This window comes from Paraburkholderia unamae, from assembly GCF_003096875.1.
GTDB lineage: Bacteria > Pseudomonadota > Gammaproteobacteria > Burkholderiales > Burkholderiaceae > Paraburkholderia > Paraburkholderia unamae.
The window spans coordinates 142,810-158,206 of sequence record NZ_QEOB01000014.1; the positions used below are offsets into that span (position 1 = coordinate 142,810).

The window sequence follows — 15,397 nt, forward strand, 5'->3', positions numbered from 1 at the left end:
TCGCCGACCACTTACAACATCATTACAGAACGTCGCCCACACGCACGATCTTCAGCGTGTTCGTGCCGCCAGGCTGCCCCATCGGCTCGCCCACGGTCAGCACGACCATGTCGCCGCGCGCCGCGTAGCCCTTGCTCACCACCACTTCGATGGCTTGCTGGAGCGCCGTGTCGCGGTCGCTGCTCGTGTCGAGATGCAGCGGCGTGACATTGCGGTAGAGCGACATCGCGCGCTCGCTGCCCACGCGCGGCGTGAGCGCGAAGATCGGCACGTGGGTCCAGTGGCGCGACATCCAGAGCGCGGTCGAGCCCGAATCCGTGAGTGCGACGATCGCCTTCGCGCCCAGGTGGTAAGCGGTGAAGAGCGCGCCCATGGCGATCGACTGGTCGATGCGCGTGAAGGTGCGGTCGAGGAAGTCCTTGTCGAGTTCGGAGTGCTCCGACTTCTCGGCTTCCAGACAGATCGCGGCCATCGCCTCGATGGTTTCCACCGGGTACTTGCCCGCTGCCGATTCGGCCGAGAGCATCACCGCGTCGGTGCCGTCGAGCACGGCGTTGGCGACGTCCGAGACTTCGGCGCGGGTGGGCACCGGCGCGTGGATCATCGACTCCATCATCTGCGTGGCCGTGATGACGAGCTTGTTCGAGTCGCGCGCCATGCGGATCATGCGCTTTTGCAGCGCCGGCACGGCCGCGTTGCCCACTTCCACGGCCAGGTCGCCGCGCGCGACCATGATGCCGTCCGACGAATCGAGAATCTCTTGCAGCGCCGGAATCGCTTCGGCGCGCTCGATCTTCGCGATCATCTTAGGCTTGATGCCGTAGGGCGCGCCCGCGATGTTGGCGAGCTGGCGCGCCATTTCCATGTCGGTGGCGTTCTTCGGGAACGACACGGCGACGAAGTCCACGCCGAGCGACAGCGCCGTGCGGATGTCCTCCATGTCCTTCGCGGTGAGCGCGGGCGCGGTCAGGCCGCCGCCCTGGCGGTTGATGCCCTTGTTGTTCGACAGGTCGCCGCCCACGCGCACGACCGTGTGAATCTCGCTGCCGATCACGCGCGAAACGTCGAGCACGATCAGGCCGTCGTTGAGCAGCAGCACGTCGCCCGGCTTCAGGTCGCGCGGCAGGTCCTTGTAGTCGAGGCCGACGCGCTCGTCATTGCCGAGTTCGCACTCGGCGTCGAGGATGAAGGGGTGGCCCGGCTCGAGCGTGGTCTTGCCGTTCTCGAATTTGCCGACGCGAATCTTCGGGCCTTGCAGATCGGCCATGATCGCGACTTCGCGGCCGGCCTGGCGGGCGCACTCCCGCACCATTTCAGCGCGCTGACGGTGATCGTCGGCGGTGCCGTGAGAGAAGTTGAGGCGCACCACGTCCAGTCCTGCGCGGATCATTTTCAGCAGGATGTCCGGCGTGCTGGAAGCCGGACCGATGGTGGCGACAATCTTGGTGGCGCGATGCATGAGTCTCCTCGTCTGGAAAGGATCGCTGGGAAAACCGTTGTTGCGAGAAGTGCTGGCCGGTTGCGCCGCGGGTGCGGACGCGCCGGAACGCGCACCGGTTGTGCCCGGCGTCGCTTTCTTGGAGGGCGCAGCAGGGCTCACGTGAGCCGCTGCGGCGTTGCTTGTATTCGCTTCGGGCGCGGCTGTGCGCCCGACTGGATTCTGTGCGGCTGTCGATTCAGCGGTCGACTGGGTTGCCGCTTCCTGGGCAATCTCTGCGGCCACGGCCGCGGGCGTCGCGCCCGCCCGCGCCGTGCCTGCAAGGGGCGTCGCCCGCCCCTTCTGTTTGCCTGCGGCCCCGGTTGTGCTGCGCGACTTCTGTGCAGCAGCACGAGGAAGTTTGTTCATGGCGGTGGCCTTCGCCAACTTCGCGGCCGGGGCGCGCGGCGCCACTTAGCCAGCCGCCCGGGTTTCGAGCACTTCGACCGCCGGCAGCTTCTTGCCTTCGAGGAACTCGAGGAAAGCGCCGCCGCCGGTGGAGATATAGCTGACCTTGTCGGCGATGTTGTACTTCGCGATGGCCGCGAGCGTGTCGCCGCCGCCTGCGATCGAGAACGCGCCCGAACTGGCGATGGCGTCCGCGAGCGTCTTCGTGCCGTTGCCGAACTGGTCGAACTCGAACACGCCGACCGGGCCGTTCCACACGATCGTGCCGGCCTGCGCGAGCTGCGCGGCGAGCGCGTTGGCGGTGACGGGGCCAATGTCGAGGATCATGTCGTCGTCGGCGACATCCGCCACGTTCTTCGTCTCGGCCTTGGCCGTCGGCGAGAATTCCTTGGCCGTCACGACGTCGGTCGGGATCGGCACCGACGCGCCGCGTGCGCGCGCCGCGTCGATGATGGCCTTCGCATCGTCAATGAGATCGACCTCGGCAAGCGACTTGCCGATCTTCAGGCCGGCGGCCAGCATGAACGTGTTGGCAATGCCGCCGCCCACGATCAGCTGGTCGACCTTCTCAGCCAGCGACTTGAGGATGGTGAGCTTGGTCGACACCTTCGAGCCGGCGACGATCGCGACGAGCGGGCGCTTCGGTGCGCCGAGCGCCTTGCCGAGCGCGTCGAGTTCGGCCGCCAGCAGCGGGCCCGCGCAGGCGATGCCCGCGTACTTCGCGATGCCGTAGGTCGTGGCTTCGGCGCGGTGCGCGGTGCCGAACGCGTCGTTCACGTAGATATCGCAGAGCTTCGCCATCTTTTGCGCGAGCTCGTCCGAATTCTTCTTCTCGCCCTTGTTGACGCGGCAGTTTTCGAGCAGCACCACGTTGCCCGGCTCGACGTTCACGCCGTTCTCAACCCAGTTCGCGACCAGCGGCACGTCGCGGCCGAGCAGTTCGGCCAGACGCTTCGCGACCGGCGCGAGCGAGTCTTCGGGCTTGAACTCGCCTTCGGTCGGGCGGCCCAGGTGGGAGGTGACCATGACGGCCGCACCGGCGTCGAGTGCGGCCTTGATGGCCGGCACGGAGGCGCGCACGCGGGTGTCTTCGGTGATGTTGCCGTTGTCGTCCTGCGGCACGTTCAGGTCGGCGCGGATGAATACGCGCTTGCCCTTCAATTTGCCTTCGGAGATCAGATCGGAAAGACGCAGAACCTTGTTCATGGGCATGTCATCTTGATGGTGGGAAGGCGGTGGCAAGGCGATGCGCCTGGCCGCTGGCCAGTCTCTATGGCGGGCGGCAAGTCGTGCTCAGCAGCACGGCGCGGGATCCGGTCTGACAGTCTTCCGGTCACGGCTCCGGGTCGCTGCTCGTCGCTGGCACGAGCCGGCATCGAATTGCGAGATCGGTATTTTAGCTGATAGCCAGAACGATCTGAGACGTGTCCTGGCGAATCTCCCGTATTTGGGAGAACGCTCCACGCCCGGCGGGCGTTCGCGGGATTTGCTGCGTCGCAGCATGTTTTTGGCGCGCCACATGGCTTGCGCCACGAGGCCGCGAATGCGGCGAAACGACCCTAAAATCGCCCGAAAACCCCGCCGCACGCGCCCGTGAGCGCGCTGGGGAGCGTCAAATGACGCTAAAATGTTTGTCTTTGCCAAATGCCAGCCACGCTGCGTTTGGCGAAACCCAGCTTCATGGCCCGCTTCACGGCCCGATACTTACCGCACTTGTCTGGAGAATCGTATGTCAATGGCCGACCGCGACGGCAAGATCTGGATGGACGGCAAACTGATTGATTGGCGCGACGCCAACATTCATGTGCTGACCCACACGCTGCACTACGGCATGGGTGTTTTCGAAGGCGTACGCGCCTACAAGACCGCCGACGGCAGCACCGCCATCTTCCGCCTCGCCGAGCACACCAAGCGCCTGCTCAACTCGGCCAAGATCTTCCAGATGGACGTGCCGTTCGACGCCAAAACGCTTGCCGACGCACAGCTCGAAGTCGTGCGCGAGAACAAGCTGGAGTCGTGCTATATCCGCCCGATCATCTGGGTCGGCTCGGAAAAGCTCGGCGTGTCGGCCAAGGGCAACACCATTCACGTGGCCATCGCCGCGTGGCCGTGGGGCGCCTATCTCGGCGAAGACGGCCTCGCCAAGGGCATCCGCGTGAAGACGTCGTCGTTTACGCGCCATCACGTCAACGTGTCGATGGTGCGCGCGAAGGCCTCGGGCTGGTACGTGAACTCGATCCTCGCCAACCAGGAAGCCACCGCCGACGGCTACGACGAAGCGCTGCTGCTCGACGTGGACGGCTATGTCTCGGAAGGCTCGGGCGAGAACTTCTTCCTCGTGAACAACGGCAAGCTGTACACGCCGGACCTCGCGTCGTGCCTCGACGGCATCACGCGCGACACGGTCATCACGCTTGCGCGCGACATGGGCATTCCCGTGATCGAAAAGCGCATCACGCGTGACGAGGTGTACACCTGCGACGAAGCGTTCTTCACCGGCACCGCCGCCGAAGTCACGCCGATCCGCGAGCTCGACAACCGCACCATTGGCAGCGGCTCGCGCGGCCCGATCACGGAGAAGCTGCAATCGGCGTTCTTCGACGTGGTCTCGGGCAAGAGCGAGAAGTACGCGCACTGGCTCGCTAAGGTCTAAGAAAGAAAGGTCCGGGCGCGCTTCGCCCGGCCCCCACAGCTACACAGAGAAAGTCCTCATGAGCGAAATCAAGGAAATGCCGCTGGTCGAACTGTCGGCCAAGGATCTGCCCGCTTACTGTCCGAATCCGTCGATGCCGCGCTGGAGCAACCATCCGCGCGTGTTCCTCGACGTGACGCACGGCGAAGCGAAGTGCCCGTATTGCAGCACGCGTTACAAGCTGCGCGCGGGCGAGGTCGTCCACGGTCACTGACGCGAAGCGCGGCCGCACCGGGTTGCACACGGCCGCATTCGCACTTTTTCCGTTCGCGCTTTCTCGTTTGTGATGGCATGGCCGCCGGGTGGGAACGCCTCGTTCATCCGGCATTGTCCGTGCCCCATCGCCCGTCACGCGTCGCCACGTACAAGGCGCCGCGCTGCGGGCTTTACGCACACAGGACGCACATCGCCACGAAGCGCCGCGCCCGGCGCGTCTCGCCCGCCGGCACGCCGGCAGGACGGCGCGCTCGCCGCTTCGTTGATTCAACCGTGTTTCGCACGCCGCCCCACCCGCCCGAACGGCCAGGCGGCGCGCGCAACCTTTACCCTCTCCGGACCCTGACTCCCGATGCGCCGCGCGCTGGTAATCGCACCGAACTGGATCGGTGACGCACTGATGGCGCAGCCGCTTTTTTCGCGGCTCGTGAAACTGCACCCACGCATTCAGATCGATGCGCTCGCGCCGACCTGGGTTGCGCCCGTGCTCGAGCGCATGCCCGAGATTCGCGACGTCTACGCCACCGACCTCGGCCACGGCAAGCTGCAACTGCTGCGCCGCTGGCAACTGGCCGGCGACTTGCGCGCCGAACGCTACGACGCCGCCTATGTGCTGCCCAATTCGCTCAAGTCCGCGCTGATCCCGTGGCTCGCCAACATCGGCCTGCGCATCGGCTACACGGGCGAGAACCGCTACGGCCTCTTGAACGTGCGCCACGCGAATCCGCCGAAGGACGAGCGTCCGCCCATGGTCAGGCACTACGCCGCGCTTGCCTACGCGCCCGGCGCGACCGTGCCCGAGGACCTGCCGATGCCGCGTCTCGAATCGGACCCGAACGAGGCCTCGCGCGTGTCGGCGCGCTTCAATCTCGATACGCGCGTGCCGCTGCTGGTGTTCTGCCCCGGCGCCGAGTACGGCCCCGCCAAGCGCTGGCCGCCCGAGCATTTCGCGGCGCTCGCGAAGATGGTGGGCCAGTCGTTCCCGTACACGCAGATCGTCGCGCTCGGCTCGCCGAAGGACGCCCCGCTCGCCCAGGCCATCGCCGATCGCGCGCCGAACGTGCGCAACCTGTGCGGACAGACCGCGCTCGGCGAAGCGTGCGCGCTGATCTCGCGCGCGAGCGCCGTGGTGACGAACGATTCGGGCTTGATGCACGTGGCCGCCGCGCTGCGCCGCCCGCTCGTCGCGCTGTACGGATCGACGGATCCGCGCCACACGCCGCCCTTGTCCGAGCTTGCAAAGGTACAATGGCTTCATCTCGAATGTAGTCCCTGCTTTGCGCGCGAGTGTCCGCTCGGGCATCTGAACTGCCTGCGCGAACTGAGCCCGGAGCAGGTTTTCGGCGATTTGCGCGGCATGCTGCTAGGGCAGCGCTAAGCGACGTATCCCGCACGCGCCACGCGAAAAGCCGCGCAAGCGCCACGGATGTGCGGCACGTAACGGACGCCATGCCCGTTGCGCGCGCCCAATGGGGATACGCGAGGCGCGGGCTCGAAACGCGGCATCGGGGCACGTCACAGGCCCGTCTCGCGAAGGCGGCATGCTCGCGGCGGCCGCGGCTCGCCAGAACGCAGCGCGCACGCCCGGCAACGCGCGACGCGCCGCCACCGACGACGCAGAAGAATCGCGAACCCGCGCGAATCCGCGCCAACCCGCGCCCATCTGCATGCCGAATGCAACGCTGAGCGCACAAGACCAACGAGCCATGCCACGTTTTGCCCACATCTTCGAAGCCGCCGCGGACACCCTCAACGCGTACTATCAGGCCGTCGCGGAAGCCAACATCGACAGCTTGATGGGTCTGTGGATCGATGAAGAGTTCGTGAGCTGCATCACGGCCGAAGGCGCGCATCTGCACGGCCTGTCGAATATCCGCGCGGGTCTCGCCGCGCAGCTCGAAGCGGCGCCGGTGTCGATCGAGCCGCTCGACATTCGCGTGTACGACAGCCTCGGCACCGTGGTCTACGCGATCGTGGAGGCGCACCGCCCGGTCGATCCGGCCGCGATTCCCGCCATGGTGTTTACGACCTATGTGATGGTTCACGAGCGCGGCGAGTGGCGCATCGCGCACATTCACGCGAGCCGCATGCCCGACGATGCGGCCACCCAGTTCTCCGCCAAGCTGCGCCACGGCCAGGGCGCGCTGCACTGAAAACGAGGCGGCCGGGAACAGTCATGAGCACCACCGACGACACCACCAGGCCCAACGAGACCGACCGCGTCGCGGCAGCGCTGCGAGCCCAGGCCGCCGCACTGGAGACGAACTATCGCGCACCGTTCTGGCTGCCCGGCGCGCATGTCCAGACCATCGTGCCGGCGCTCTTCGCGCGCCTGCCGCTGCCCGCCTACCGGCGCGAGCGCTGGGACACGCCCGACGGCGATTTCATCGAAGTGGACTGGGTGGACGGCAAGAACCCCCGCCCCAACGCGCCGCTCTTCGTGCTGTTCCACGGCCTGGAAGGCGGCTCGGGCTCGCACTATGCACGCTCGCTCGCAGCCGCGGCGCACGCGCGCGGCTGGCACGCCGCGATCCCGCACTTTCGCAGTTGCAGCGGCCCGCTGAACCTGCTGCCGCGCTTCTACCATCTCGCCGATTCCGCTGAAGTCGACTGGGTGCTCAGGCGCCTTGCCGCGCGTCATGCGGGACCGATCGTCGTCGCGGGCGTGTCGCTCGGCGGCAACGTGCTGCTGCACTGGCTCGCGCAGCGCCGCGAGGACGCCTCGGTCGTCGCCGCCGCGGCCGCGATATCGGCGCCGCTCGACGTGCATGCGGGCAGCGAGATGCTCACTCACGGCTTCGGCATGGTCTATACGCGCAGCTTCCTGAAGACGCTCAAGGTCAAGGCGCTGGAGAAGCTCGCGCAGTACCCGGGCCTCTTCGATGCCGACGCGGTGCTCGCGAGCCGCACGATGTACGAATTCGACAACGTCGTGACCGCGCCGCTGCACGGCTTTCGCAACACCCACGACTACTACACTCAGGCGACGATCCTGCCGATGCTCGGCGAAATCGTCGTGCCCACACTCGTTCTGAACGCGCGCAACGATCCGTTCCTGCCCGGCCACGCGCTGCCCGCGCGCCACGAAGTGGGCGCCGCAGTGGAGCTCGACCAGCCCGAGCATGGCGGCCACGTCGGCTTCATGACGGGACCGTTCCCCGGCCGCAGCGACTGGCTCTCGCAACGCGTGTTCGCTTATTTCTCGCCTTTCGTTTCCCATGGATGACATCGTCAAACAAGCGCTCGCGCGCTGGCCCAACGTCCCGCATTGCACGGGCTGGCTCATGCTCGACGCACGCGGCAACTGGCGCATGCGCGACGAGGCCGCGCAGGCCGGGAATACGCCCGGCACGGCGATCCGCCACGACGCGCTGCTCGGCTTCATCAACCGCAACTACGAACGCGACGCAAACGGCCAGTGGTATTTCCAGAACGGCCCGCAGCGCGTGTATGTCGAACTCGAATACACACCGTGGATCGTGCGTCTCGCAAGCGATGCGAGCGGTGCGCTGACGCTCACCGACCAGGCCGGCCAGCCGTTCGAACCCGCGGCCGCCTGGCTCGACGAAGCGGGCAGCGTGATCTTCGCCGATGCGGGCACGCCGCCGCGCGCGGCCCTGCTGCACGATCACGATCTCGACCTTTTCAGCGATCACGCCACACTCGCCGACGACGCCCGCAGCGGCACCTTCCACTGGCGCGCCGATCGCGCGTTGCCGCTGCAAGCGGTCAAACGCGCCGACGTGCCCGCGAGTTTCGCCTTCGTGCAAAGCCCGGCGCGCGCCGAGCGCGAAGCACAAGGCGACGCGCACGAGCACTGAGCCAGGGGGCGCGCTTCTCACTCAACCGCGCCCTTCGTCCTTCTCGTCCTCGCGCTCCTGCTTGTAGCGCGCCTCGAAGTCATGCAGGCGCGCTTCGATCGTCGAAAGATCGTAGTAGCTGACCGATTTCATGTCGCGCGCCTCCTTGAGCTGCCGGATGGCCGAAGGCCACGCGCCGTCGAGCGCGAGCTTCTCCGCCATCGCGCGATGCTGCGTGAGCGCGTCGCCCATGCCGACGCTCGCCTGCGCCAGATACAGCCACCATGAGGCTTCCTTCGGCTCGGCCTCGGTCTCGCCGCGCGCGAGCGCCTGCGCCTCGGCGTAGCGCCGCGCCGCGAGCAACGCCTGCAAGAGCGTGTCGACGGCCGCGTGCGATGCGGGCCATGCCTTGTGCGCCGCCTGCGCGAGCCGCACGGCTTCGTCGGTGCGGCCCGAGCGGCGCGCGATGTCCGCCGTGAGCACGTCGAGGCTCGGCGAACTGCGCGCTTTGCCCCCCCCGCTCCCGCCTTCCGCCGCCTCGAAGCGCACGAACGCCGCGCGCGCATTCGCGAGCGACGCCGTCGCGTCGTCGTAGCGCTCGAGCAGCGTCTGCGCGTAGGCAATGCCGTACCAGTTCGCCGCGACGTTCAGCGCTGTGCGATCCTCCAGTTCCGAGCGCAGGCGCGTGATCTCCTCGATATAGTCGCTCCTCGTGCGGTTCTGGAGCACGCGCACCCGCGCGCGCACGAAGCCGTATTCGGTCGCCTGGCGCGGCTGCCGGTAGGCGGCGCGGCGCGCGCGGTCCTGCATGTCGGCGATGCGCTCGCCCGTGAGCGGGTGGGTGCGCGCATAGGCCGGCACGCCCGCGTCGCCCATCGAGGCGCGCTCCAGACGCTCGAAGAACGCCACCATGCCCCACGGGTCGTAGCCCGCGCCCGCGAGCAGCTTGAAGCCCACGCGGTCGGCCTCGTGCTCGGCGGCGCGCGAAAAACGCAGCTGGCTGTCCACGGCATAGGCCTGACTGCCGAGCGCAATCGCGCTGCCCAGGTCGCCGCTATGCGCGAGCACACCCGCGAGAATGCCGAACAGCACGCCCGCCAGCGCGGCGAGACCCGTGCGCTCGCTTTGCGAAAGCATGCGCGCGATGTGCCGCTGCAAGACGTGGCCCATCTCGTGCCCGAGCACGGAGGCGAGTTCGGACTCCGTTTGGGTGGCGACGATGAGACCCGAGTTCACGCCGATGAAGCCACCCGGCAGCGAGAACGCGTTGATCTGGCCGTCGCGGATCGCGAAGATATCGAAGTCGGGACGATAGCCGCCGATGTACTGCGCGCTTGCCGCCGCTGCGAGGCGCGCGGCGACCGTGTTGAGGTAATCGAGAACGAGCCAGTCGCCGATATAGTCCGGATCGCGCCGGATCTCGCGCATCACGCGCTCGCCCAGGCGGCGCTCCGCCTGCGGCGTGAGCGCGCCGCCCGAGCCGTCGCCGAGATCGGGCAGTTGCGGCACCCAGGCGGGGGCGCGCACACTGGCGTTGCCGCCCGGTGCCAGCGCGCCGGACTGCCCGCCCTGGCCGGAAAAGCGGCTCTGCGCGCCGCCGTAGGTGCCGAACACGCCCTGCGCGATCGAAGCGGGGATGACGGGGTCCGCCGCGTCATCCAACGGGCCGCTGACGAGCGCGGGCGCGTCGGATGCGAGGCTCGACGGGTTGGCGCCGCGCGTGAGCGGTGCTGGGGGCGTTGAAGGTGACGATGGTGCCGGTGGTGCCGAAGGCGTCTGGCCCGGCGTCGCGCCGAGGTTCAGCACGACGTCCTGGGCCCCCGCCGCGCTGCGCGCACTCGGGCTCGACGCCTGCGCGTACGCTTGCGGCGGGACCGCGAGCGAGGCGCACAACCATGCAGCAAGCAGCCGTTTCAGACGCATTGATGACAGGATCGGGAATGCAGGACGCTGGCGCGACGGCGCGAGCACGTTGCGCGCCGCCTGCGCTGACCGGTCGATTGTAGCCCGCCTGACAAGCCCTGCGGCCTGATGGCGACCCGCATGGCGACCCGGTGGATGCGCCGCCGGCGCAGCGGCCGCCGCGTGGCGCGCTGTTAAGATAGGCACCCTTCACGAAAGAGCCCACCATGCCCGAACTCACGCATTTTGACGCAGCCGGCGACGCCCACATGGTCGATGTCGGCGGCAAGGCCGAGACGAAGCGCATCGCACTCGCGCGCGGCACGATCCGCATGCTGCCGGAGACCTTCGCGCTGATTCGCGACGGTCACGCGAAAAAAGGCGACGTGATCGGCGTCGCGCGCATCGCCGCGATCCAGGGCGCGAAGCGCACGTCGGATCTGATTCCGCTGTGCCACCCGCTCGCGATCACGCGCGTGAAGGTCGACTTCACGCTCGACGAAGCGCTGCCGGGCGTGCATTGCACGGCGCAGGTGGAAACGCTCGGCCGCACGGGCGTGGAGATGGAAGCGCTGACGGCCGTGCAGGTGGGGCTCTTGACGGTCTACGACATGTGCAAGGCGGTGGACCGCGGCATGACGATCACCGATGTGAAGGTGCTGGAGAAGCACGGCGGGAAGTCGGGGGATTGGGTGGCGCAGGGCTGAGACAGAACTCAGGCAATGCATGGGCACTGCCGCCCCAGCGCTTCACCGAACCACGATCAGGACAAGGATAAGGCCATGACCATCGACGAACTGCTCAAGCAGGTGCTGGACTTCCGCGATGCCCGCGACTGGAAGCAATTTCACACGCTGCGCAACCTGATCGCCTCTACCAGCATCGAAGCCGGCGAGTTGCTGGAGACGGTTCAGTGGAAAACCGATGGCGAGATCGACGCCCTGCTCCACGATCCCGAGCAAATCCGCAATCTCAGGCACGAGTGCGCGGACGTGTTCATCTACCTCATGCTGGTCGCGCACACCGCCGGATTCGACCTCGTCGATGCGGCCGCGGAAAAGCTCAAGCTGAACGAAACGCGCTACCCCGTGGAGAAGGCAAAAGGAAGCGCCGCGAAGTACTCCGAGCTTTGATTGCCGGATGCGCGGCGCCCGGGGCTTGCCTTAGCCCCGTTTGAGACTCAATCGTCCGAATCGTCCTCGTCGTCCTGTTCGATCGACTTCGCCGGCATGCCGTACTTCTTCACCAGTTGCGCCTTGAAATCCGCAAGCGTGTCCTGCCCTTCGAGCAGGCCATAGACCGAGGCGAGCTGGGTCGGCCAGTCATGCAACTCCGTCGCGAAGATGCGCAGGCGCTCCATCGTGTCGAGCGCGCCCGCCGTGTCGCCGTTCAGCGCCTGCAAGACCGCATAGCGGCGCAGCACCGTTTCGCCCGGCAAGAGCGCAATGGCGCGCTGGTGCGCATAGAGCTTGCTGGACAGGCTCGCGGCGTTCATCGGCAGGAGCGTGGCCATGCCGTAGTCGCCCCACGCGCCGAACAGGCGCGAAGGATCGTCGGCGTAGTCGCGCGCAGGATGCTGGCCGTAGTACAGCACCTCGGCGCGGTTGTAGTCGCGCAGCACCGGGTACAGCGCCGCAATGCCGCCGAACGCCACAACCGCATACACGCCGAGCGACACGCGCGAGCCTACGGCGCGCAGTGGCTTCGTTTCGAGCAGACCGAACACGAACATCGCGGGCAGCAGGAAGAACATGTACTGCTGCGGATATTCGACGAGCGCATGCATGACGAGCACGCCGATCAGCATGAAGCCGAACACGCGCTCGGCGGTGTGCGGCGCGCGCAGCGCGCGCACGAACCACGCGACGAGCCCGAGCACGACGATCACGATGCCAGCGAGGCCGGTCTTGGCAAGCAGGTCGAGGAAGATGTCGTGCGCGTTGTTGGCGATCTCGACGCCGCCCAGCGTGCGCACGAGTTCGAACTGATGGATCGGAAAATCGCCCCAGCCCACCCCGAGCACCGGATGCGACTTGAACATGGTCCAGCCATAACGCCATAGCGCGAGGCGAGGCGCGATCTGGCTGGCGTCCTTCATGCGGTCGGCGGCCGACTGCGCGAGGTCCAGGTTGTAGTGGACGTTGGCCCAGCGCACGTACGCGTTCATGGCGAAAAAGATCGCCACGAGTGCCACGGGAATGATCCAGGCGCGCAGGCCGCCCGACTTGCGATCCGTGGCCGCCGCCGAGGCCAGGCCTTGAGCGTTCGAGCCGCGCCCGTCACCCGCCTCGGTGCGGCAACCGGTGAGCGCGATCCACAGACCCGCAACGAAGATCACGCCCATCTGCAACCACGGGCCACGCGACACCGTGAGCGCGAGGCCACCCGAATAGACCGCGGTGAGCACAGCCCACAGCACGGGATTCAGGCGGCGCGTTTGCACGAGATACATCGCGCCGGCCATGGCGAACGCGATATAGGAGGCGAGGTGATTGGCCTGCGCCATATTGCCGAAGGGCCGCCGGTCGACGGTAATGTTGTACGCGACCACGAACGGCGTGACTTTCGTTTCCAGGTGAAACAACTGGATCAGCTGGCAGAACACGGCGAAGAGGCCGCCGACCTGCAACGCAAACGCCCCCCATACGAGCGCGGCCTGCATGAGACGCGCGCGTGAAATGGTGTACCCCGCATGCGTGGCCACGAAAGCGGCGAGCAGGTAGCCCGCGCCGAGCCAGTTCATCGAGGGCTCGGCGAGCGGCAGCGCAAACGTCTGCACGACCAGCAAGAGGCCGAACAGCAGCGGCACCAGCGCGACCGTGGGCGAGGCGAAGCCCTCGCCCGTACGCGCCGGACGCACGAGCATCAGCGTCGAGGCGCCCACCAGCAGATAGAGCGTCAGCGCAACGAATTCCGCGTAGAACGTGGGAATCGGATAGGTGTGGTTGGCGACGGCATAAGGCAACGTCAGCGCAAGAGCCAGCAGGACGAACGTAAGGTAACGCGCAAAATTGGAAGGCATGTGTTAGGCGGGGGCGACGGCAACCGGCGCACTATACAAAACTTTTCCGCCGCTGTGCGGGAACGTCCGTTCGGACCGTGCCCGCACGCACTGCGCGGCGGTGCGAACAGGCGCTCGCGCCAGCGGCGTGCCCGCCGGTCGAGCGGGCGCGAACGGGTTCACCGTTGCGCCCGCAGCGGCCGCATTTGCGGCGTTGGCCGCGTTGGCCCGCGTTGGCCCTCGTTACGCGCGGCACTCCGGCGGCGCGAGATTGCCGGCGAGCGTTGCTGCGTCCACGGGCGCTGGGCCCGAGCCCGGCGCACCGAGCGACGAAGCCGTCTTGCCGGCTGCGAAGCACTCCCACGTGAGCGTGCCGCCCTGCACGCCGCCCTGCGCGAGCGCGACGCGCGCGGTGGGCGCATCGGCATTGTCGGGCACCGACGGCACGAGCACGATCGTGTTGCTGCCCTCGGGCGCCACGCGCGAAGTGAAGGCAACGGTGATCTGGCCAGTCGCGTCGTCGATGTGCATCGACTCCACGTTGCGCGTGGCCGGCGGCGCCGTGTAGCCGGCGCCGAACGCATTGCCGCTCGCAGCGTTCTCCGCCACGGCAAGGCGCGCCGCTGCTGCGAGCGAGAGGCCCTCGCCTACCCGGCTGCGGGCAAGGTAGTCCTGGTACGCGGGAATCGCGTAGGCGGCGATCACGCCGACGATCGCGAGCACGATCATCAGTTCGATCAGCGTGAAGCCGCGCGCCGCCCACCGGCAGGCGAGGTTCGCGAAGCGCGATAGCCGGGCCAGGCCCGAACGTGAAGCATGCGAGCCGACGCACGCCGGCGGGCTCAGGTCGAGTACAGATACGATCATCTTCAGGGCTCCTGAAACAAGAAACGCCCGCTCACACGCGTGAACAGGCGTCTTGATCGTATCGGCGGCGGTGCGCGCGCTACAGTCGGCCAAATGGCTTAGGCACAACGGCAGCGCATGCCGCCCGGCGCCCGATGCTCAGTGGGATTGCGGCCCCTGCGCCGCGCTGCGCCGCGCGTTGCGGCGCCTGAGCCAGGACCCCAGCGCGACGACGAACACCGCCCCCACCACGCACATGCCGTACTCGGCCACGGGCGTGTCGAGCAGCGGCCAGCGGTCGCCCGCGGGATCGTTGATGATGAGGCCGCCCGCGATCCAGCCCAGCAACGCCGCGCCGAGCGTCACGATCACCGGATAGCGGTCGAGCAGCTTCAGCACGAGCTGGCTGCCCCACACGATGAGCGGAATGCTGACCATCAGCCCGAAGATCACAAGCGCGATGCGATGGCGCGGATCGGCGGCTTCGGCCGCACCGGCAATCGCCACCACGTTGTCGAGGCTCATCACCGCGTCGGCCACGATGATCGTCTTGATCGCACCGATCAGCTTGTCGGCGGGCTTCACATTGGCGTGTTCGAGATGCGAAGGCGCGAGCAGCCGCACGCCGATCCACAGCAGCAGCAGGCCGCCCGCGAACTTCAGGAACGGCACGTTGAGCAGCACCACGGCGAAGGCGATCAGCACCACGCGCAGCGCGATCGCGCCGGCGGTGCCCCACAGGATGCCGCGCAGGCGCTGCTGCGCAGGCAGGTCGCGGCAGGCGAGCGCGATCACCACGGCATTGTCGCCGCCGAGCAGGATGTCGATGACGATGATCTGGATGACAGCGCCCCAGTGGAGCGACGCGAAAAACTCGAGCATGGAAGCGGAAACCCAGCGGAAACTCAGGATCGGTGGCTCAAGCGGCGAGCCAAATAAAAAAGCGAGGAGGCCATGACTGGCTCCCTCGCTTTTTGTTCGGAAACCTCGTGAAAGGATTCCGCAAGCATATCAAAAAACGCTGACCGCTCGCGCATGCGTGATGCACGAGTGGC

The 15,397-nt window shown here is 67.3% G+C and carries 14 protein-coding genes; 8 read left to right on the forward strand and 6 right to left on the reverse strand.

What is annotated here, in order from left to right; all coding sequences use genetic code 11:
• Nucleotides 1-22: 22 nt before the first annotated feature.
• Both pyk and C7402_RS27740 read right to left on the reverse strand, forming a co-directional pair.
• Nucleotides 23-1,459, reverse strand: a complete 1,437-nt coding sequence (pyk, locus tag C7402_RS27735; protein ID WP_112173324.1) for a pyruvate kinase — start codon at nt 1,457-1,459, stop codon at nt 23-25.
• 432 nt (nt 1,460-1,891) lie between these two features.
• A complete protein-coding gene (locus C7402_RS27740; RefSeq protein WP_112173325.1) occupies nt 1,892-3,091 on the reverse strand; it encodes a phosphoglycerate kinase in 1,200 nt (399 codons plus the stop codon).
• A 523-nt stretch (nt 3,092-3,614) separates the two neighbouring features.
• Between C7402_RS27740 and C7402_RS27745 the strand changes: the two genes are divergently transcribed.
• The 6 genes from C7402_RS27745 (at nt 3,615) to C7402_RS27770 (ending at nt 8,614) form a co-directional block, all read left to right on the forward strand.
• Nucleotides 3,615-4,538, forward strand: coding sequence for a branched-chain amino acid transaminase (locus C7402_RS27745; RefSeq protein ID WP_116612895.1), 924 nt, complete (start codon nt 3,615-3,617; stop codon nt 4,536-4,538).
• Nucleotides 4,539-4,596: 58 nt separating this feature from the next.
• Nucleotides 4,597-4,791 carry a zinc-finger domain-containing protein gene (locus tag C7402_RS27750; protein ID WP_028205950.1) on the forward strand — a complete coding sequence of 65 codons (195 nt, stop codon included), beginning with the start codon at nt 4,597-4,599 and terminating at the stop codon, nt 4,789-4,791.
• Nucleotides 4,792-5,145: 354 nt separating this feature from the next.
• A complete protein-coding gene (gene waaF, locus C7402_RS27755; RefSeq protein ID WP_116612896.1) occupies nt 5,146-6,171 on the forward strand; it encodes a lipopolysaccharide heptosyltransferase II in 1,026 nt (341 codons plus the stop codon).
• A gap of 328 nt (nt 6,172-6,499) precedes the next feature.
• On the forward strand, nt 6,500-6,946 hold the full coding sequence (locus C7402_RS27760; RefSeq protein ID WP_116612947.1) for a nuclear transport factor 2 family protein: 447 nt from the start codon (nt 6,500-6,502) through the stop codon (nt 6,944-6,946).
• A gap of 23 nt (nt 6,947-6,969) precedes the next feature.
• Complete coding sequence (locus tag C7402_RS27765) at nt 6,970-8,019, forward strand: hydrolase (protein ID WP_116612897.1); 1,050 nt, start codon at nt 6,970-6,972, stop codon at nt 8,017-8,019.
• Nucleotides 8,012-8,614 carry a DUF2946 family protein gene (locus C7402_RS27770; protein ID WP_116612898.1) on the forward strand — a complete coding sequence of 201 codons (603 nt, stop codon included), beginning with the start codon at nt 8,012-8,014 and terminating at the stop codon, nt 8,612-8,614. The genes C7402_RS27765 and C7402_RS27770 overlap by 8 nt, the downstream gene beginning before the upstream one ends.
• A gap of 21 nt (nt 8,615-8,635) precedes the next feature.
• Here C7402_RS27770 and C7402_RS27775 read toward each other — a convergent pair whose 3' ends face one another.
• Nucleotides 8,636-10,516, reverse strand: a complete 1,881-nt coding sequence (locus C7402_RS27775) for a M48 family metalloprotease (RefSeq protein WP_116612899.1) — start codon at nt 10,514-10,516, stop codon at nt 8,636-8,638.
• Between the two features lie 206 nt (nt 10,517-10,722).
• Between C7402_RS27775 and moaC the strand changes: the two genes are divergently transcribed.
• Together moaC and C7402_RS27785 are read left to right on the forward strand one after the other, a co-directional pair.
• The gene (gene moaC, locus C7402_RS27780) at nt 10,723-11,202 is read left to right on the forward strand and encodes a cyclic pyranopterin monophosphate synthase MoaC (RefSeq protein WP_116612900.1); all 480 of its coding nucleotides are present in this window, start codon (nt 10,723-10,725) and stop codon (nt 11,200-11,202) included.
• A gap of 75 nt (nt 11,203-11,277) precedes the next feature.
• Entirely contained in the window at nt 11,278-11,628 is a 351-nt protein-coding gene (locus C7402_RS27785) for a nucleotide pyrophosphohydrolase (RefSeq protein ID WP_112173332.1), read from the forward strand.
• A 47-nt stretch (nt 11,629-11,675) separates the two neighbouring features.
• Here C7402_RS27785 and C7402_RS27790 read toward each other — a convergent pair whose 3' ends face one another.
• The 3 genes from C7402_RS27790 to C7402_RS27800 form a co-directional block, all read right to left on the reverse strand.
• Nucleotides 11,676-13,517 carry a PglL family O-oligosaccharyltransferase gene (locus C7402_RS27790; protein WP_116612901.1) on the reverse strand — a complete coding sequence of 614 codons (1,842 nt, stop codon included), beginning with the start codon at nt 13,515-13,517 and terminating at the stop codon, nt 11,676-11,678.
• A 222-nt stretch (nt 13,518-13,739) separates the two neighbouring features.
• Nucleotides 13,740-14,363 (reverse strand): pilin, encoded by a 624-nt coding sequence (locus tag C7402_RS27795; protein WP_116612902.1) that lies wholly within the window; start codon nt 14,361-14,363, stop codon nt 13,740-13,742.
• Nucleotides 14,364-14,501: 138 nt separating this feature from the next.
• Nucleotides 14,502-15,224 (reverse strand): TerC family protein, encoded by a 723-nt coding sequence (locus tag C7402_RS27800; protein WP_116612903.1) that lies wholly within the window; start codon nt 15,222-15,224, stop codon nt 14,502-14,504.
• Nucleotides 15,225-15,397: the final 173 nt, after the last annotated feature.

Bases quoted from the DNA above. Each gene is read 5' to 3' on its own strand.
- C7402_RS27770 (WP_116612898.1), top strand. From the start codon at position 8,012: ATGGATGACATCGTCAAACAAGCGCTCGCGCGCTGGCCCAACGTCCCG.
- C7402_RS27800 (WP_116612903.1), bottom strand. From the start codon at position 15,224: ATGCTCGAGTTTTTCGCGTCGCTCCACTGGGGCGCTGTCATCCAGATC.
- C7402_RS27760 (WP_116612947.1), top strand. From the start codon at position 6,500: ATGCCACGTTTTGCCCACATCTTCGAAGCCGCCGCGGACACCCTCAAC.
- moaC (WP_116612900.1), top strand. From the start codon at position 10,723: ATGCCCGAACTCACGCATTTTGACGCAGCCGGCGACGCCCACATGGTC.
- C7402_RS27745 (WP_116612895.1), top strand. From the start codon at position 3,615: ATGTCAATGGCCGACCGCGACGGCAAGATCTGGATGGACGGCAAACTG.
- C7402_RS27775 (WP_116612899.1), bottom strand. From the start codon at position 10,516: ATGCGTCTGAAACGGCTGCTTGCTGCATGGTTGTGCGCCTCGCTCGCG.
- C7402_RS27750 (WP_028205950.1), top strand. From the start codon at position 4,597: ATGAGCGAAATCAAGGAAATGCCGCTGGTCGAACTGTCGGCCAAGGAT.
- pyk (WP_112173324.1), bottom strand. From the start codon at position 1,459: ATGCATCGCGCCACCAAGATTGTCGCCACCATCGGTCCGGCTTCCAGC.
- C7402_RS27795 (WP_116612902.1), bottom strand. From the start codon at position 14,363: ATGATCGTATCTGTACTCGACCTGAGCCCGCCGGCGTGCGTCGGCTCG.
- C7402_RS27740 (WP_112173325.1), bottom strand. From the start codon at position 3,091: ATGAACAAGGTTCTGCGTCTTTCCGATCTGATCTCCGAAGGCAAATTG.
- waaF (WP_116612896.1), top strand. From the start codon at position 5,146: ATGCGCCGCGCGCTGGTAATCGCACCGAACTGGATCGGTGACGCACTG.
- C7402_RS27785 (WP_112173332.1), top strand. From the start codon at position 11,278: ATGACCATCGACGAACTGCTCAAGCAGGTGCTGGACTTCCGCGATGCC.
- C7402_RS27765 (WP_116612897.1), top strand. From the start codon at position 6,970: ATGAGCACCACCGACGACACCACCAGGCCCAACGAGACCGACCGCGTC.
- C7402_RS27790 (WP_116612901.1), bottom strand. From the start codon at position 13,517: ATGCCTTCCAATTTTGCGCGTTACCTTACGTTCGTCCTGCTGGCTCTT.